This is a genomic window from Paraburkholderia sp. RL17-381-BIF-C (assembly GCF_046026435.1).
Classification (GTDB): Bacteria; Pseudomonadota; Gammaproteobacteria; order Burkholderiales; family Burkholderiaceae; genus Paraburkholderia.
This window is the reverse complement of record NZ_JARESX010000109.1, coordinates 1-18,684: the sequence shown is the minus strand read 5'-3', so window position 1 is coordinate 18,684 and position 18,684 is coordinate 1. Positions and strand designations below refer to the sequence as shown.

The window sequence follows — 18,684 nt, the reverse complement described above, 5'->3', positions numbered from 1 at the left end:
TGCAAAAGTCACCCAAATACGTGTACGGGTTATAGCGGATTTTTCGATTATTTGCCACAATGTCGCCACACTCCATTCCAGCGAGCCTTCAGAAATGCCGACCATCCGAAAGCGTGGGCAGTACCAATGGGAGGCGCAGGTACGCCGGCGCGGCTACCCCGCGCAGAGCAAGACCTTTACTACCAAGGCCGAGGCGGAAGCCTGGGCCAGCATGATCGAATCGGAAATGTCGCGCGGGGTATGGGTCAGCCGCAATGAGGCCGAGGCAACAACGCTCTATGAAGCGCTAAAACGCTACGAGGAAGAAATCTCGCTCTCAAAGAAGGGGGCAGCACAAGAAGCTTCTGTCTTAAAAATCTGCCAGGCCGCCGACTTGGCGAAGCGGCCGTTAGCCACAATCCGGAGCGCCGACATCGCGAAACTTCGAGATGAATGGCTGAAGGACTACAAACCTGCCACGGCACTGCGCCGCTTAGCTGTCCTTTCTCATGTATTCAACGTTGCCCGCAAGGAATGGGGCATGGAAAGCCTGTCGAATCCTGTCGAGCTCGTTCGCAAGCCGCAGGCAAACAACGCGCGGACGCGACGCATTGCCCTATGCGAGTCTGCAGCTGATGCTCCAGATACCGGCGATGTCGAATCAGAGCGCGGCGCGCAGGATGGTGAACTCGAGCGAGTTGTGAAGGCCAGCAACTCCGCGCTGCTTCCCGCAATCATCTGGCTGGCCGTCGAAACGGCTATGCGCCGGGGAGAAATAGTCGCGCTGCAATGGGAGCACGTCGACTTAAAGCGCCGAGTCGCGCACCTACCGGCCACGAAAAACGGAGACGCCCGCGACGTGCCGTTGTCACCTCGTGCCGTCAAAGTACTTCAAGCTCTGAAGGACGATCACAACGATTTGAGAGGTATCCCCAAAGATTCCCCCACACATGACGTCGTAGGCACCCACAAAGACAGGGTCTTCAAGATTCGTGCCGACGCTGTTACCAGGGCATTTGAGCGTGCTGTAGAGCGTGCGCGTGAGCTTTACTTGGCGGAGCGCAGACTGACGGGGCAACGGCCGGATGGAAAATTCCTGACGGACTTGCGCTTCCACGACCTTAGGCACGAAGCCACGTCACGCCTGGCATCAATTTTCCCAATGCATGAGCTAACGAAGATCACGGGCCATAAGGACCCGCGAATGTTAATGCGCTATTACCATCCCCGCGCTGAAGATCTGGCGAAACGGCTTAGATGAAACCGGCACTCGGAATATAATTCGGCGCGTTCAGTGAGAACCCCCCGTCAAGAATGAACTTGCGCAGCAGGCCTTCTGCCCTAATATTCACCCGGAACAAAGGAACCGGAGTTCCCTCCAACGCTTCGAAATAAGCCTTAGCCTTCTGTTTATCAATCGTGGCTTTCAAAGCATCGAAGCGGCCATATTCATTCAAGTTCGCATCGGTCGTCTGGGTATTCATCAAGGCAAGCAACTTGCCCGCATCCACGCCCAGACATTGCACGATACCGTTCACTTCCGCGTTTTTCGCTTGGGCCTTGTAATCCATCAGGTAATCTCGGAAGCTGCACTTGGGATCAACCGTGATGTCACCGCGCTGAACATCACGCAAGAAAATCTCGGCGTATTTTTGCTCATCTTGTGACAAGGAAGCAAACGAACGCTGCAACTCGCTGAGCGTTGCCGCCACGGCATCGGCATTGCTGCCAGCCAGTTCCTTGAGGTACTTTTGAAAGCGAGAATTCATGTAGTCCGCGTCGATCTTGCCAGTGTCGATCTCCGAGATATGGCTGTCGATGTCAAACGGCACATCGCCCCCACCCCCAGCGCTGCCACCCTGGTTCAGCTCCTTGTAGCGCTGTACCAGAGTGAGGTATTGGTGCTCGGTGAGCGACAGCGTGACTGCTGAGTCCTCATCGCCCTCTGCGTGATACACCGTTTGCGCCCAGGTAAAGCCCTGAATTCTGGCCGCTGTCAGAGTGCCATTGAGTAGCTGAAACTGCTTGGCAAACGCAGCCCGCTCGCTCACTTCACTGGGCAGTTGCTTGAAATCGGCAGTGCCCGCGCCCGCGAAAATGGCGCCAATCTCGACAAAACTAGCATTCAATCGTTCCACATGCTTGGCTAGGTGGTAGGCAAACAGTCCCGTAGGCTTGTCGCCCGAATACAGCTTTACCGCATCATCCACATTGCGCTTCATGGTGTGGGGCAAGCGGTAATAGCGGACAGTGCCAAACGGCTTGTCCGGTCCAAACAGGCGGTTGGTGCGCGAAAACGCCTGGATGATGTTCTCGTAGCGCAGCACCTTGTCCATGTACAGCGTGTTCACCCACTTGGAGTCGTAACCCGTGAGCATCTGGTCGACCACAATCAGCACATCCAGCTGCTTCTCGGGCGTTTGTTCCAAGCGCGCATACGGCTTTTTATGCGCCAATCGGGCCGCAATGTCTTTCTTGAACTGCGCGTGGCTGCCTAGGTCAAAGCTGTGCCCATAACGCTGGTTGTAGTCTTCCAGAATTTCCACCAGCCCCTCGGTCTTGAACTCCATGTTCCCCGCTGGGTCGTCGTCGTTGTCGACGTTCGGGTCAAACAGCGCCGTGATTTTGATCTGTGGACACTGCTGCTTCATCAGCCGGTAATAGGTGATGGCCTCGCGAATGTTGTGCGTGGCGAAAATCGCATGAAACTTGCCACCTTGGCTCAAGATCACCCAGTTGCTGGCAATGTCCACAACGACCGCGCTGTGGTGCTCTTCGCGACTGTATTGGTTGCTGGGCAAATGGTCTTCAATCCCCTTGCGGTGTTTGCCCGTGTTGCTCATATAGCCCGCCATGGGCACGTCGTGCATGTAGCGGTTAAACACCCTCTTTTTCCGGGCGTTGGCAAACGCTTCCTCAGGCGTCGCGGCCTTGGCCTTGTGCAGAGCAACGGCCTTGCGTAAATCCTGGTCCTTGTAGGTCTTGACTTGATACGGGTCAAAGCCCAGCACGTTCCTGTCGCGAATGCCGTCGGCAATGCTGTAGCGGTGTAATTCGTTGCCAAACACATCGGCAGTGGTGTTGTCCCTGCGAATGTTCTCCTTGTGAATGGGGGTGCCGCTGAAGCCGAAAAACACCGCGCCACTGAAGCTGTGCTTGATGTCGATGAGCATGTCGCCAAAGGTGTTGCGGTGGCATTCATCGATGATGAACACCAGGCGCTTGGCCCGCATCTGCGCCAGATCATGCGCATTCATACCTACCTCGTCGTCCTTGAGGCGGCTCATTTTCTGAATGGACGTGACGATCAGCGTGTTGGCTGGGTCTTTGCTTTTTAGCTTGTCAATCAGCACCGCCGTGTCTTCCGTGGCCTGCACCGCATTGGCATCGCCCGCAAAATCGCGGTAAGCCAGCAGCGTTTGCGTGCCCAGCTCGATGCGGTCCAGCAGAAAAATCACCTTGTCCGCATCCTTGGAGTTGGCGATCAGCTGCGCTGTCTTGAAGCTGGTCATTGTCTTGCCAGCCCCCGTCGTGTGCCACACAAAGCCGCCCAAACGGTTGGGGTTTTTCCAATCCGTCTTCGCCACCTTGTCCGAAATCGCATGCGCCGCATAGTACTGGTAACTGCGCATCACCTTCAGCACTCCGTCCGATTCATCGGCTACCGTGTAAAAACCAATCAACTGGTGTGCCATAGGGATGGATAGCAGCGCCGAGGTGAACGCCTTCCAGTCATTGATGGGCTCGTTGTTGAAATCCGCCCAGTGAAACGCGTAGTCCTTGTCAAACTTTCCATCTGGCCCGGGGTTGGCAAAGTACAGCGCCTCTTGCGGCTCCATGGCCACAAAAATCTGCACCAGCGCAAACAGCCCGGTATAAATCCCCTCGCGGGCATATTTTTGGATTTGGTTGTAGCCTTGACTCACCGGCACGCCGTTTTTTTTCAACTCCAAGTGAATCACCGGCATGCCGTTGATTAGCAGCAGCACATCGCCACGCCGGTCGTTCAGCAGCTTGGCCCCGCGTCCGAACTGCGGCTGCTGCGCAATCTGGTAGCGGCTTTGGCCTGCGGCAATCTCGTGCCGGTCGTAAATCTTTAGGCTCACCTCCTTGCCAAAGTGCAGTGCGTCCGCCTCGTTGTCGCGCTTGATGGTCACCGTCTTGCCGTTGATGAAACCGTTCAACTTCAGCGGTGTACGCAGCGCGGCGATCTGCTCCATGATCTGCTGCATCTCGCCTTCGGTCAGCGGCACCTCGTTCAAACGGTCAACGCCCCGGTTGTTCTCAAACAGAATCCGCGCCCAGTTGGCCAGCAGATCATTCTCGGTCGGATTCTTGAGCACCTCAGGCTCCCAGCCGCGCTGGCTCAGTTCGTAGATAACGGCGTGTTCGAAATCGGCTTCTGTGGCAAAGGTAGTCATGGAGGTGCGAAAGGGTTCAGTGCGTGGCGGTTGGAGCCCAACCGGTTCAGACAAACATTTTTCCCAGGCAGCCGGATTTGATTTGCTTGAGCTTTTGAATCTGGGCAGCGTGCTGCGCAATCAGCTCATCCAGCTTTCGGAAGTAGGTACCGATTTTTTGTTGTTCTTGGTATGTTGGCAATAACACCTCCATTTTCTGAAGTTGTTTGCCTGAAATTTCCAAGAACGTGGAGCCAGATGCATGCCTTAATGCATATTTTTTCAGTTTGTAGCCCATCGAGTAGATGAAGTAGGGATCAACGTCATCCCGAACAACCAATGACTGAAAACCTTGGTTTGTACATCCAGGCTTGGTCAAAATTGCCATGTCGCCGATGCCTGCACGGCTTGTGAACAGCACCGTTTTGTAGGCCGGAAGCATTTTTGCCGAGCAACTTGCAAAGCCTGCGGGTGTGATTTTTCTGACGCTGCCGCTGGCATAGACCGTAGATCCGATTTCTGTTGGGGAATACCAATCGATATCACCACCCCAATACTCACAAATGGAGGTATTGGGCGTTCCGCCCCCGATAATTTCGGAAATCTCCTCCAATTTATTTACACCCCAACTCCCATTAAAACCCTTGAAACGGATTTCCGGAACAGTCGCGCCCTCTTTCGGGAACATCTTTTGCAACATCGCCTGCTTCAACGTCAGCAGTTTGTCATGCTTGTGCTGATACAACTGGACTTGGCGATCCAATTTATTGAAGTACGCGCCGATTTTGTCCTGCTCCACGCATTCAGGAAAAAAAAAGGCCATCTCCCGGAAATTACCAGTAGTAATCTGGTTAATTGTTGCACCTAAGCTCTTAGCAACTTCTTTATCAAATTTTGCGGTGTCCAGCAGTGCATTGATAAAAGCAGGAGATGAAGATGCGATTCCGGTCATGAACGCACCTATGACCGTGTTTCCCATTTCCTTCTTTATCTGGGCATGCTTCCCAATCAGAGAGCGCGAGCCGTTCCGCACAACAACAATAACATCGCCAATTTCGACATTTTTACAGTTGACTACATCGGGAGACACATAGACATTATCAGCATCGACGATTTCTCCATCTTTCACATTGGAAGATCTAAGAACTAAGGTACCACGTCCCTTTTGGACATTACCCGGAGAGTAAGTAAGTCCACTAAAAAACTCAACTCTATTCCCAAGAATATCGGCGCTCCATTCGTTTGAAAAGCCCCGAAAGCGAACTTGCGGAGTAAATTTACCTGACTGTTTCTTCATTACGCTCCCCCGAAAACAGAGCCTTCAACTCCGCAACCCCCTTCATATCAAACTCATCCCCTTCCAGCTCGCCCAGCATGCCCGCCAGCGCAGCTTCGGTCTGCTGAATCTCACGGGCGTTGTTCGCGTAGGTAATCCGGTACTTCTGTGCCAAAGCCTGCAGAGCACTGGTCAGCATGCCCAAATTCTGCACTGGCAAACGATGCAGCGCCTGTTGTAGCGGCGCAATCCACTTGCGCTCCAGCAGTCGATGCACCTGCGCGTCGCTCAGGCCTTCAATGGTGGCCTTGGTTTGCAGGTGCAGGATTTCGGTTGCTTTTTTAATGGCAGTTTTGAGCGCGCTTTCCTTAGTCACCCATTCGGCAGCCTGAATAATTTTGGCCTCGAGCGCATCGTCTGCAAACGGACCGGCTTGCTTAGCTTCCGCTTGGTATTGCTTGGCCTCCTTGGCCAAAGCGACGTTGACGAATTTGTCGCCCGATTCATGCACGGCGTCGCTGCCGTTTTTCTCCTCTTCGGTCAGCCCCTCCAGAATTTCGGCAATGGCAGCGCTGGCTTCGCTCAATTGTTTCTCCTGATCTTGCAAGGCAGCCAGCTCGGACGCATGGTGAACGGCCTGCACCAGCGCAAACGGCAAAACGCGGCCTCGCCAGCCGTCTTGCACCTCGGTGTCTTTGCCGTCTTTTTTCTTGATGACCATGTTGGGCTCGACCTTGCGGGCGGCGTCAACCCCTTGTCCTTCGGTCTGCAGGATTTCCAGATCCACCGCAATCTGCTGCCATTCGTCATCCAGCAGTTGATAGGCTTGGTATTTGTCGATCAACGGGAACGGTGCCAATCGCTTGAAGATTTCTGCGCCTAGCACCGCTTCTTGCCGGGGCACATGCAGGGTGCGCATGTGGCCGATCAGGCTGGTCTTCAGGTAGGCAGGAAAGTCTGCAAACGCGGCGGCAAATTGCTGTTTGAATGCCTGCACCTGGACATGACCAGCAATGGCCTGCGCAAAGTCTTGCACCCTGGGTACTACATAGGGCGTGCCGTCGTCGGTGAACAGGGTATCGCGCAGCTGGTCAAATGCACGCCAATAGGCGTTCAAGCCTTCCAGCTCGATTTTTGGAATGCCGCCAAACATGGAGGCATACAAGTCCCAGCTTTCGGCTGGCTCCGACGAATCGACATAGCGCGGGATGTTGAGGTTGTAGCCGTTGCTGCGGATTTCGTCCTTGCTGACCACTCGGCTATAGCGCAGCACGCTTTCGCGGGCAATCACCACGTCGCTGATTTTCTTGATGTCGCAGGCCCGCAGCTTGTTGTTCTTGCCTTCTTTGGCAAAGCCTCTGGATGCGTCCACGATCAGCACATCGCTGCCCGCTCGCTTTTGCTTGAGCACCAGAATGATTGTGGGAATGCCGGTGCCAAAGAAGATATTTGCGGGCAGGCCAATGATGGCATCGATGTGATCGTTCTCGATCAGTTGCTTGCGAATCTGCCCCTCTTCGCCGCCACGAAACAGCACGCCATGCGGCAGCACAATGGCCATGATGCCGTCGGGCTTGAGGTGGTAGAGGTCGTGCAGCAAGAAGGCGTAGTCGGCCTTGGACTTGGGAGCCAGACCAAAGCGGGCGTATCGCGGATCGCTGTCCTTGTGCGCGGGGTCCCACTTTTGCGAGTACGGCGGGTTGGAGACCACGGCGTCGAGGTATAGCGCCTGGTAGGTGCCTGCGGGGTCGTTGTCTTCAAAGAACGGCCAGTCATCTTCCAGCGTGTCGCCGTTGCGGGTGACAATGTTAGCCGGAAGGATGTCGCGCATGATGAGATTCATGCGGGTGAGGTTGTAAGTATTTTCTTTGAGCTCTTGCGCAAAGTATTTGATGGTGCCTGCGTTGCCCATCTGTTTGGCAATGGACTGGCCAATGTTGAGCAGCAACGAGCCGGAGCCGCTGGTGGGGTCGTAAATGTCGATCTTGTTTCTGCCCTTCACATGGTCGGCAATGATTTCGGAGATCAGCACCGAGACCTCGTGCGGCGTGTAGAACTCACCCGCTTTCTTGCCCGCGTTGGCTGCGAACATGCTGATCAGGTATTCGTAGATGAAGCCCAGCACGTCGTAGCCCACGCGTCCATCCATGGGAATGTCTTTGATCAGCTGAATCAGGTCGCTGACGGCCTTGGTTTGTTTGGCCGCCGTATCGCCGAGCTTGCTCAAGCCGGTTTCAAGCGTTTTGAAAATGCCGTCAAATAACAGTTTGTGATCGGGGTGAATCAGGCGGCTAAACGCAGAGAGCGCGTCCCGCACATCGGAGACCTGAAAATCCGAACCTTGGTTGAGCCAGGTCTCGAACAGATGGTCATAGCTGATGAAGTAGCCCAGATTACTCTGGAAATACGCGACGGTATCGGGGTCGTCTTCTGAAAGTGCCTGAAGGTCGTCTTCAGTGAAATCCTGGCTGGTGGCAAAGCGCTCCAGCTTGTCCGAGAGGTATTTGTAGAAGATGAAGCCAAGGATGTAGTCCTTGTACTCATTGGCCTCGATCTTGGAGCGCATCTGGTTTGCCGATTCCCAGATTTTGGTTGCCAGTTGCTGTTTATTCATTTCAACCGTGATTCAGAGAAATTGTTGGTGTTTTCGGCCGCTGCCGAGAGACCTGAGTCCCCGACGCTGGGTCATGCCGGAATATCAAGGGCTTGCTTTGCAACCAAGAGTAGTTGTCAGGACGGCATTCATTTCGCCTCCGGCTTCTGCGACTGGGCAGCAATCCAGTCGTCGATGTCTGTCGTGCGAAAGCGCCATGTCCCGCCAACCTTGAAAGCGGGGATTTCCTTGGCCGCTGCCAGGCGATAGATCGTCCGCTCCGTGACTTTCAGGTACTCGGCAACCTGCTTGAGGGTGAGGATTCCGCCTTCGCTGTCGTTCGTGAGCATGGGTACGGTCAGTCCGTGGCAAAAAACGACAGGATAGTGCAAAATTTTCAAGTTGGCGACTAGGGTCAACTCGCCGCGAAACGCCGTCGGCCCCGCGCCCCGAGACCATCCATGCAAGCCATACGGAACGATAGGCACGCGCGTCCACCAGCGTGTGGTGCACACGGGGATCGGTCCGGTAGCAGCGCTACCCGGCGAGCGCGCGGGTCAAAATAGTACCTGGCGCTTTGCCGGTTCTGGGCCCCTAGTACTTAACGTCGGTTGGCGATCGCATAGTCGCAACGTTGATTGATAAACGCTTGCGACACGTTGAAAGATTGACGGGGAAATTCACACAAAGTCCAGCAATCTGCACCCTCCGAGCCGTAAATTTTTATCTGTTCATAAAACGACCGTTTTCTGAACCGCGCAGCTTGATCGCTCGCTTCATGTTATACGCGAGCACGTGCAAGCTCATCTCCTTGCTCACATGCTCGATAGGCGTTGTCAGGAAATGGGTTGCCCCCATCCACGCCTTGATCGTATCAAATGGATGCTCGACAGTGTGCCGTCGGACTCGCATCATCTCAGCGGCATGATCAAGTCGCGCCTGCATCTCGTCCAGAACAGCCTCATGTTTTTTAAAATGGCGCTATTGGCGCGCTCTCGCTAACTAGTGCGCATCGTCACCGCCGCAGTCCGGAAATTGGGCCTTATAGATGGCTTGCGCGCGCAGGTACTGCCCGTAGGCACCGAAGAACCCTTGTCCGATCATTTCGACCAGTCCGCCAGACTCAAACACTGGCGCGTTCTTGCGACGCAGCGCTGCATGATATTCGCCAGCGCGATCAGGGTGGAACCTGCCCAGAGACACTTTCTCTCCAAATGCGGGCTTCACGTCTGCACTGTGCGCCGCACCGACCAGGTCGACGCTTGCTTCGTCATGGAGCTTGTATATGACGCAAACTTGATCGTACTTCGCGCCGCAATTCTTTAAGAAGTCCAGCAGGTTGCCGCTATCGTCGCCTTGTCTACCGATAACCATATACGCTCGTTCGACGACTTTCCTTGCGTCGCGGGCGCCATGGTTTTCGATGACGTGTCCGTCGATATGACGGAAACCGAACCCGCTCGATCGGATGTCGGATTGAAGTTCCCGGTTTCTACTCAGATTTTCCTCGGCGCTATAGTCGGATCGGTAGGCCGTGATGAAACCGATGTTGCAACTACGTGTCTCTTCGTAGACACGCTCGATAGATTCTTCGTCAAGTGGCGGCTGGGGCGTTTGCTCCAGCTCCTGCCTGATCTGCTCCAGTGACTTGGTCATATGTCATCTCCAGCAAGCTTCACTCGCGGTTGCAATTCACTTCCGTTGTCCGTGCAAGAAGCGGCGAAATCAACGGCGCTACGAGCGCAAACCCGCGTAACCGAGCCAACCAACGGTTCGGAATTCCCGCGAGACCAAACCGGATGCCAGCGAGGCCACCTGCCACAGCGGCAGTGGTGTCCGTGTCGTGGCCAAACAGGATTGCGGTCCGGATAACGTCCTCGAATGACTCTTCTTCCAATGCCTTTCTTGCAGACCAAAGGGTGTCGATGACGTAACCAGTCCCACGCGGCCGATCGGTCTGCGGAAAGCTTCGCAGCGTGTTCAGTTCGGACAGAAAAAACGTCTTCTCCTGTTGTCGCGGCCAGGCGTCATAGACTGCTTCCAGACGTTGATAGGCCCACGACCACGGGCCGTCAATCTTTCGCAGATAGCCTCTCGCCAGAAGGCAGTAGAACGCACAAGCGACCAGCGAACGGGGATGAGCATGGGTCGGTAGCGATTGCAGATGCGCATCCTTGACCAGCGCCTCATCGGTTCCGGTATGCCACACAGCCAAAGGCAAAACCCGCATCAGCGAGCCATTGCCGTTGTCCATTTCGGACGCTCCGCCCGATTCGCGCGGCGACACTCCGTCGCCCAGGTTGCGTAACGCTTCGCCCGTCTGAATGCCGACGTCGAACACATCACCGTCAATGGCCATGTAGCCATGATCCAGCCACTGCACAAGCCGGCCTGCAAAGTCGGTCAGCGAAAGCTTCCCGCACTCAAGCAGGCTGGCGAGCAGACAGAGCGCCTGAGCCCCGTCGTCTGACCATGTGCCAACAGGCACGCCCGCGTGTGAGCGCCTGAATTCGACAGGCGTGACCATTTCTATCTGATCGCGCGTAGGAAGCCGCTCTGGTGGACGAAACTCATAGCCCACGCCGACGGCATCGCCGACCAGTAATCCAACAAGACCGCCCAGTTCGGCGTTGAATCCGCCGCGCTGCCCCAGTGCAGCAAAGTCATTCTCAATTGACAAGTTCGCTCTCCCCGACTGTAAGACCATGGATCACGTGCGGCAGTACCGATCGTATCCACTGCGTTATTGATGATTAAGTGCGTGTGGCAGTCCGCGCCTGCATCATTGCACGCCTTCCCAAGGCAGATTGAGATCCTCGCGGCCAAAATGCCCGTAAGCGGCGGTCGGGTAGTAGATCGGGCGCAACAGATCGAGTGTGTCGATAATCCCTTGCGGGCGCAGATCGAACTCGCGCGCGAGATCGGCGGCGAGATTTCGCAGGCGCCCGGTTTCAGTTCCGAACGTCTCGACAACAAAGCTCACGGGTTCAGCGACACCGATCGCATAAGCCAGTTGCACCAGCGCCCGTCTGGCCCAGCCGCGCGCCACGACCTGTTTGGCAAGAAAGCGGGCCATGTATGCGGCCGACCGATCCACCTTGGATGGGTCCTTGCCCGAGAAAGCGCCTCCGCCATGCGGGGCAGCGCCGCCGTAAGTGTCGACGATGATCTTGCGACCCGTCAGCCCGGCATCACCCTTAGGGCCACCTGTGACGAAACGTCCGGTAGGGTTAATCAGCGTGCGAAAGGACGTAGAGCGGAGATGCTCAGGAATGACCGAGTCGATGAGATGTCTTTGTATGGCTTCCCGCAACGCGCCGAGTTCAATGCCGTCGTCGTGTTGGGTCGAAAGCACGACGGCTTCGACGGTCGTCGCTCGACCATCGACATAACTGAAGGTGACCTGCGATTTCGCGTCCGGTTGCAGCCACGGCAGCACGCCACTTTTCCTGAGTTCAGCCTGCCGGCGTACCAGTCGATGCGCATAGACGATGGGGGCAGGCATGAGTTCCGGTGTTTCATCGGTGGCGTAACCGAACATCAACCCCTGATCACCGGCACCCAGAACGCCATCTGCCCGATCGACGCCCTGGTTAATATCCTGCGATTGGCCATTGAAGCGGATCTGGACCTCGCATTGGTCAGGCGCGATGCCAGTATCGGCATTGCTGTAACCGGTTTCGCGAAGTACCCGGCGCACGAGGGACGCCGCGGATTCACGAACAGCATGAAAATCTTCGATGCGTCTCGTCTTGAATTCTCCTGCGACGATCACGCACTGATCCGCGAGAAGTGTTTCGCAGGCAACGCGTGCGTGAGGATCTCTTGCGAGGAACGCATCGAGGATGCGATCGGAAATCGCATCGGCAAGCTTGTCGGGATGGCCCTCGGAAACGGATTCTGAGGAAAAAAGCCCATTTTGAATTGACATTGTCATCTCCTGTTTAGCCGCGTTCGACAAAGCGTCGGGGGCGGCAATCTGGATCAAATCCCCCCGGTTCTTTCCCATATAGGGCGGCGAACCAGCCGAATCAAATCAACGACGACTCATCGCAACAGGACAAGCTGCGGCGTAGCGTCAGCGCCGGACCAGACAATTGCGTTCTGACCGTATCGCATACCGAGCACCTTTGCGACTTCAAGTGAGAGTCCCAGTACAAGGAGGCTTGTCTCGCCAGGCCAATTGTTTGAGGGGTGTTGACCGATGCCGTCGAAAAAAGTGAAGCCGAGCTGCATCAGCTCGTCCGCTAGCGCCTGCTGTCTGGCCGCATTGAAGTCGTCACTAGAACTCTGACTGAAGGGATTGCAGGCGGTGATGAATGCACTGCATTCGGCGTCGTGAGCTTCATGCAGCGCTGCCAGTGTCGGATTGGTTTCGCCAACCTTTAACGTAGCGGGCGTGTCGCCGCGAACACGGTAGTGCGTTTCCAGATAGGCCTGGATCGTTTCGCGAGGAATGTCTGAGTCAGAAAACAAAAAACCCTCCGTTCAAAGAGGGTCGACGCGTTACCCGTTTGGTTGCTCGCTCAGGAGCCACATCCGCTTTCGCGATCCACCTTGCCCGGGAAGGCAGGTTGGCTTGGGCGTCGACCCAATTCAGAATGTGCGCGGATTAGAGCACGCGCAGAGAGCATTTGTCAAGCCGTTGTCAGCCATCGCATTGCCAAGAAGCGGCAGATGCGCTGGACTGACGAAGGGGCGCACTGCATGGCGCAGGTCAGGGTCGCGGTTTTGAATGGGGAATTCTTGCCCCGCCGCATCTCGGCGCTCGAAATAGCCGCCTCGCGTCACGGCAAATGCATCGGGGCAGCAGCATCGCAAGGCCGGCACCGACCAAAACAGACCATACAACCCTGCCGCAAGCCACGGCGGCCTGATGTAACCGACCTCCCCAACTTTTGCACGCTCTCACTCGGTGCGCTCGCCAGGCGCAACGGCGAGGATATTCGCTTCGGCTCAGAAGGTTCAGCACACTGCATCACTGCCGACGCCGCCGGAAATCAATCCCTAGTAATATACGCAGCTCATAATTTAAGTGGCTGCGTGCTGAGGGTGGATAATCAACATCCATAACTCGACCGTCATGTTTGCCCCTCCATTCAGATTATTCTCCTGCTTCGTGCTGGGAAATGACGTAGCGCGGTGTACGCCAAATTTTGCGGGAAAGCCGTGAACGCAGCGACACGGGGATCACCTTACTCAGATAACTATGACTCGTCTGCTCAACGCCCAAGTTCCGGAAGGCGTGCCGGGATGCCATCAATACGTGCTCGACAAGCTCCTCGAGTCATCGACCGGCACAAAGCCAGTATTCTTTTGCGTCCGTAAGAACAACAGCGACCGCTTCAAGGCCGGGTATTGGTTCCAAGGCACGTCAGAGTATCTTTTCTGCGCTCCATTCAAGTTCAACGAGCAGAACAACAAGACCAAGACCATCGGACTCGTAGTTGGCTTTAAGAATGAGAAAATTGTCAGCGTTAACTATCAGATTGTTTTCGGTGCGCCCTCCTGTCAGGCACACCTGCCCCTGTACAAAGACGTCCTGGCCGTCCTAGGCGCAACCTACGAGAATGGGAAGAGCGACTACCGGATCCAGCTCGAAACGGGCCATGACCTGGATGCAGCGCTCGATCATCTTACGACGACTCTCATTCCAAAAGTGACGGCAATCATCCAGCGCCATCAACTTGAAAGTGACTATCTGCTCACGCAGCAGGAGTTCGACAATAGCCTTGCTAAGATAATCGCGCGGAAAGCGGAAGGACTCGTTCCGCTGCCCGACACAAAGCCTGACAATGCAGCACCGCAGTTTGCTGACGAAGACTCCGCCGTCGTCGAGTCGCAGGGCATTCACGGACGAAACGTAATTTATTACGGGCCACCCGGCACAGGCAAGACCCGCACCCTGTTGCAACAAGTCTTGCCCCAATATACAAACGACTTCGGTGCGGCGAGTGGTGAGACCGTGGTGGACCGAGTCGGCCCACTTTCATGGTTCGAGGTCGTCGGTGCTGTACTGGCCGAGCACCCCAATAGCGCGTTGCGTGTGCCGGACATCTCCAAACATCCATTCGTTCAAGCGAAGCTTCTGGCAGGTGCGAGCTCTCGGAACCATACGCAAGCGATATGGAATACGCTGCAGAATCACACAGCTATCGAGTCGACAACGGTACGCACTGACGTGGCCAAGCGCCGCTCCCCCCTCGTCTTCGATAAGACGGAGGCCTCCCAGTGGCATCTTGTTCCTGAGTGGCAAGAAATTGCACCAGAACTGAATACAACGCTGTCTGCATTGCGCGCAGGAGCCGAGGAAGTAACAGCGACGCACCGCTATGAGATGGTCACCTTCCATCCGAGTTACTCCTACGAGGACTTTGTCGAGGGTCTGCGTCCTGTCGAGGTCGAGTCCGAGGACGACAGCACGTCGTTCGAAATCATGCCCGTCGACGGCGTATTCAAACGCCTCTGCGACCGCGCTCGGCGCGATCCCGCTCATCGCTATGCTGTCGTCATCGACGAAGTCAACAGAGGCAATATCGCCAAGATCTTTGGTGAATTGATCACCCTGATTGAGCAGGACAAACGCCTGCGAATCGATGAACAAGGTAACGTAGTCGGCGGGGTTGAAGTGAGGCTTCCGTACACGGGGCACCTGTTTGGCGTACCTGAAAACGTTGACTTGTACGGAACCATGAACACCTCAGATCGCTCAATCGCGCTTGTCGACATTGCCCTGCGTAGACGCTTTACTTTCACCCATCTTCCTCCGGATCCATCTGCCATTCCCGGTGCAACGAATCAACCGGAAGGCTGCATCGACGGGGAAGACGGCAATCCGATCGACTTACGATGCATGCTTAGGGTAATCAATGCACGCCTCACAGTTTTGCGCGGCCGAGACGCATGCATTGGACACGGGTACCTGACGAACGTGCGCGACTTAGGTGGCCTTCAGCGCGCATTTACCGATGGCATCATCCCCCTTCTTCAAGAGCACTTTTTCGAAGATTGGACCGGTATCGCACAGGTGTTATCGGTGCCGAATGGCGTCCAGCCTCTTGTTTCCGCATTCAAGCCAAAAATAGCATCGCTCTTCTTCAGCGAAGCAGGTCAACTAGACGATTTCGAAGACCGCCCGCTTCACCGGGTTACTGCTAGCATCAGCGCGGCGTCGTTTCGTGCCATCTACGCTAGCGTGCCAGCCGCAGCGCTTAACGACTTTTAAAGCACGTTCACCTGATGCCTAAGCTAGTAAAGTCGCTGGTAGTGCGCGAATACGAACGCGTTCCAGTCGTCGCCTGTCCGGAGACTGACCAACACGCTCTCACTCCGACCGAAGTCGACGCCCTCCTGCGCGCCTGTGCGTCGGCGAGCGGCCGCGTGTTTGAGGTCGGGCATAAGCACGTAAAATTTCAAAATTGGTGCGGCGTTATTTGCGCCGGCAACCTGACAGTCGAGATCTTGCCAAAGATCGCCGACGCCGCTAGCTTTGACCGCGCATGCCTACTTCGCATGCTCGGCGTTTCCAATAACTTTCCCGTCGGATCGGCCGGTTGTGGAGACCTGCAAACCGAACATGGCACGATCCTGCTCACCTTGATTCGATGGTTCTGTGACGAACTTTTTCGTCAATATCACGCAGGCATGCCTCGAAGTTACGTTTTCCAAGACGACCTGCTTACGTCAATTCGCGGCCGCTGGCGGCCAGACGTCGAAGCTACGCGGTTTCCGGGTCGGAAGGATCGTATGTTCTGCGAGTTCGACGAGCTATCCGTGAACAATCGGCATAACCAGATCATTAAGGCGACTCTGAAGAAAATACGCCCCTTGACGATCGGCTCGCGAACTACAGAACGTAGCGTAGAACTATTGCTTGCGTGGCTAGCCGATGTATCCGATGTCGTAGCAACTGCGGACGATGTACGTCGCTTACCCCAGAACCGGCTCGTCTCGCGATTCAAGTCGGTGCTTCAAATGTGTGAATGGTTCCTCGCATCGCAAAATCCCGGGCTTCGCAGCGGAGACAGACAAAGCACGGCTCTCGTGTTCGAGATGAACCTGCTGTTTCAGTCTTTTATCGGGCGTGTCCTCAGGCGATCGCTACCGCCTGAACTTCAGCTGCGTGAGGAAGGGCCACGCCGCTTCCTCACGCAAGCAAACGACGGACAGCGTAAGTTTCAAATGAAGCCTGACTTCTGTATCTTACAGAACGACCGAGTCATCGCAATCATTGATACGAAGTGGAAACGCATATCGCCAGATGCTCAGGACGGCAAGTGGGCAATTCAACAAGCGGACGTGTACCAGCTGCACGCATATGCCCACGCTTATGACTGTCGGAAGGTAGCTTTGTGGTTCCCCGGCCATGCGGCGCTCTCGCCCAGCACCGACAATCCGACTCTGGATTTTCTCTCTCTTAGCGAAATGTCGCCGCAGCGATCTCTGCTTATCGACTGGGTTCACCTCGCCGGTCCTAGCACTTACGGCGGATGGATGCGAAGCATCGTCGATCAGGTACGACAAAAGATCGCGACGTGGTTACCCCTTGACGGTATTGTCGAAGCAACACAATTATAGCGAGACCCTCATTGGCAGCCTGGAGCAGGCGGAAGGAGTCACCTAAGCCGACGATCGACCTAGAGTGCAAACGGGACGCCTGAGTTCTTTTGTCAGCACGCGCGGTCTGTTTCGAACCGTTTTGCGTTTGCGCGATGTGCATGCATTGTCCACCTACTGGTTGCGGGTTTTGTGGTCGGGAACGTAGGAACGCGATTGAAGGGAGTTGCAAAGCCCGGCGGATGGGGAACGACGACACGAGCGATGAGATGATTTGCGTCATCGCCGGTGTGTTTCGGCATGGTGTGGACGAGCGAGATCGCGGCGCGCGGCGCCGGACGTGAAACACGAACATCGACGAGGCAATCAGCTGCGGCAGTAGCGCCGCAGACTGATCATCGTAAAGGCCAGCGTCTTGAAGGCGTAGTGCAGATGGCTGAGGCGCTCGAAGCGCAGCAGCAGGCGGCGGAACTTGTCTTCCCAGCCGAACACCCGCTCGATGGTGCTGAAGCGCTCGTCGAAAATGGTGGGGTCGAACAACGGCTTGCGACCGCGCTTCGGGGTTTTGCGGCCACGCGGGTTGGCGTTGATGTTGGGCGTCATGCCGCGATTGAGGATGGCCTTGCGGTTGGCCCGGCAATCGTAGACGCCATCCAGACTGATGATGGTGTCATGAAGATCGAGGCCAATCGCCTTGGCAATCCGCGTGAGCTGCGGCAAGGCCTCGCGCAGCAGCGGTGATACGTTTCGATTGCTGAGGGCTGAAACAAACGGCGCGATCACGTTGCAGTTGCGGTCGCAGCTGATATGAAAAAAGAAGTGACTGGCATCATCAACGCGTGCAGTAACCTGGTGGCGCAACTTGACGCCCACGCAACGGGAGGCGCCCTGTTCATCGTTGGATTCGCCATGGTGATGCTCGTTGTAGTGGTCATTCGTCTGTCGGGCCCACGTCACGCAAAATCGTCGTGACTAGGGCACGCCGTCAACCGGGTAGGGGAGCGCAATCATTCGCTATATGTGGATCCGCTCCACCTCGTCCAGGCTAATGTCGTCCCGGCGCCGGTCATACAGCTGCGTCGTGCGCGTCGACGCATGGTTCGCCATCGCCGCCGCATTCTCGAGCGTGCCGCCATTTTTCAGATAGGCAGTGATGCCGGTTGCGCGGAACGTGTGGTTGCCAATCTGGGTGCCGATGCCCGCCGCCAGTGCGCGGCGTCGCACCATCGCGTAGGCGTTCGCCTGCGGCAGCGGCGTGGCGCTGAGCTGACCGGTACCACGCCGCACCGTGCGGAACAGAGGTCCCTTCGGATCGGCGCCGATGCCGGTGCCGTCCAGATACGCGTGCAGATACGCCTCAAGCGTGTGGTGACAGGGCATCTCGTGCCGCTTGCCGCCTTTTTCGCGCAGGCGCACCCACAGGCGCCGGTGCTGCACATAGACGTCCTCGACCCGCATGGCGAGCGCGGCGCCGACGCGCGCGAACGAAAACACCATCAGCGCAATCAGCGCGCGGTCGCGCAGCCCGATCGGGGTCGTCACATCGATGCGGTCGAGCAGCTGCCGCGCCTCGGTCGCATCGAGCACCGGCGTTTTCCCCTTTTTCGTGGTGTGGGACGGACCGCGCACCGACGCGGCCGGGTTGTGCGGGACGATCTGGCCGGTCACGAGCCAGTCGAACAGGCGGCGGATCGCGGCGAGCCGCTGCTTGACGGTCGGCGCGGAATGGGTCTGCGTCTGCAGCTCGATCCACGCGGCGACGTGCAGCGGCTGCACGGCGGTGATCGACGGCACGCCGGCACCGGCACACCAAGCAAGAAAGTCGCCGGCCGCGCGCGCATACGCGCGGGGCGGGTGCGGGTTGCGGGTCGCCGACGCGG

13 protein-coding genes, 1 pseudogene and 1 riboswitch are annotated in these 18,684 nt (G+C 56.4%); of the genes and pseudogenes, 3 read left to right on the top strand and 11 right to left on the bottom strand.

What is annotated here, in order from left to right; translation table 11 throughout:
• Positions 1-94 precede the first annotated feature (94 nt).
• Positions 95-1,240, top strand: coding sequence for a site-specific integrase (locus tag P0D70_RS34050; protein ID WP_408187757.1), 1,146 nt, complete (start codon positions 95-97; stop codon positions 1,238-1,240).
• On the opposite strand, the gene P0D70_RS34045 is transcribed toward P0D70_RS34050, so the two are convergent.
• From P0D70_RS34045 to P0D70_RS34005, 9 genes and pseudogenes are all read right to left on the bottom strand, one after another.
• Positions 1,233-4,400: a type I restriction endonuclease subunit R gene (locus P0D70_RS34045; protein ID WP_408187756.1), complete on the bottom strand. Its 3,168-nt coding sequence runs from the start codon at positions 4,398-4,400 to the stop codon at positions 1,233-1,235. The genes P0D70_RS34050 and P0D70_RS34045 overlap by 8 nt on opposite strands.
• A gap of 46 nt (positions 4,401-4,446) precedes the next feature.
• Complete coding sequence (locus tag P0D70_RS34040; RefSeq protein WP_408187755.1) at positions 4,447-5,676, bottom strand: restriction endonuclease subunit S; 1,230 nt, start codon at positions 5,674-5,676, stop codon at positions 4,447-4,449.
• A complete protein-coding gene (locus P0D70_RS34035) occupies positions 5,657-8,269 on the bottom strand; it encodes a type I restriction-modification system subunit M (protein WP_408187754.1) in 2,613 nt (870 codons plus the stop codon). The genes P0D70_RS34040 and P0D70_RS34035 overlap by 20 nt, the downstream gene beginning before the upstream one ends.
• Positions 8,270-8,397: 128 nt before the next feature.
• Complete coding sequence (gene mads1, locus P0D70_RS34030; protein ID WP_408187753.1) at positions 8,398-8,598, bottom strand: methylation-associated defense system helix-turn-helix domain-containing protein MAD1; 201 nt, start codon at positions 8,596-8,598, stop codon at positions 8,398-8,400.
• Between the two features lie 373 nt (positions 8,599-8,971).
• Positions 8,972-9,217 (bottom strand): annotated as a pseudogene (locus P0D70_RS34025) (IS5/IS1182 family transposase); the annotation flags it as partial.
• 33 nt (positions 9,218-9,250) lie between these two features.
• The gene (locus tag P0D70_RS34020) at positions 9,251-9,904 is read right to left on the bottom strand and encodes a hypothetical protein (RefSeq protein WP_408187752.1); all 654 of its coding nucleotides are present in this window, start codon (positions 9,902-9,904) and stop codon (positions 9,251-9,253) included.
• Between the two features lie 19 nt (positions 9,905-9,923).
• The gene (locus P0D70_RS34015; RefSeq protein WP_408187751.1) at positions 9,924-10,928 is read right to left on the bottom strand and encodes an ADP-ribosylglycohydrolase family protein; all 1,005 of its coding nucleotides are present in this window, start codon (positions 10,926-10,928) and stop codon (positions 9,924-9,926) included.
• Positions 10,929-11,030: 102 nt separating this feature from the next.
• Positions 11,031-12,179, bottom strand: coding sequence for a methionine adenosyltransferase (gene metK / locus P0D70_RS34010; protein WP_408187750.1), 1,149 nt, complete (start codon positions 12,177-12,179; stop codon positions 11,031-11,033).
• Between the two features lie 116 nt (positions 12,180-12,295).
• Positions 12,296-12,724: a DUF3293 domain-containing protein gene (locus P0D70_RS34005; RefSeq protein WP_408187749.1), complete on the bottom strand. Its 429-nt coding sequence runs from the start codon at positions 12,722-12,724 to the stop codon at positions 12,296-12,298.
• Positions 12,725-12,752: 28 nt separating this feature from the next.
• Positions 12,753-12,858: riboswitch (SAM-I-IV-variant riboswitch) on the bottom strand.
• 599 nt (positions 12,859-13,457) lie between these two features.
• Between P0D70_RS34005 and P0D70_RS34000 the strand changes: the two genes are divergently transcribed.
• Positions 13,458-15,473, top strand: a complete 2,016-nt coding sequence (locus P0D70_RS34000; RefSeq protein ID WP_408187748.1) for an McrB family protein — start codon at positions 13,458-13,460, stop codon at positions 15,471-15,473.
• A gap of 14 nt (positions 15,474-15,487) precedes the next feature.
• Entirely contained in the window at positions 15,488-16,825 is a 1,338-nt protein-coding gene (locus P0D70_RS33995; RefSeq protein ID WP_408187747.1) for an McrC family protein, read from the top strand.
• Between the two features lie 345 nt (positions 16,826-17,170).
• Here the strand turns inward: P0D70_RS33995 and P0D70_RS33990 are convergent, their stop codons facing one another.
• Both P0D70_RS33990 and P0D70_RS33985 read right to left on the bottom strand, forming a co-directional pair.
• Positions 17,171-17,761: a transposase gene (locus P0D70_RS33990; protein ID WP_408187746.1), complete on the bottom strand. Its 591-nt coding sequence runs from the start codon at positions 17,759-17,761 to the stop codon at positions 17,171-17,173.
• A gap of 57 nt (positions 17,762-17,818) precedes the next feature.
• Positions 17,819-18,684, bottom strand: an 866-nt coding sequence (locus P0D70_RS33985; RefSeq protein WP_408187745.1) for a tyrosine-type recombinase/integrase, incomplete at its 5' end; no start/stop codon positions are given.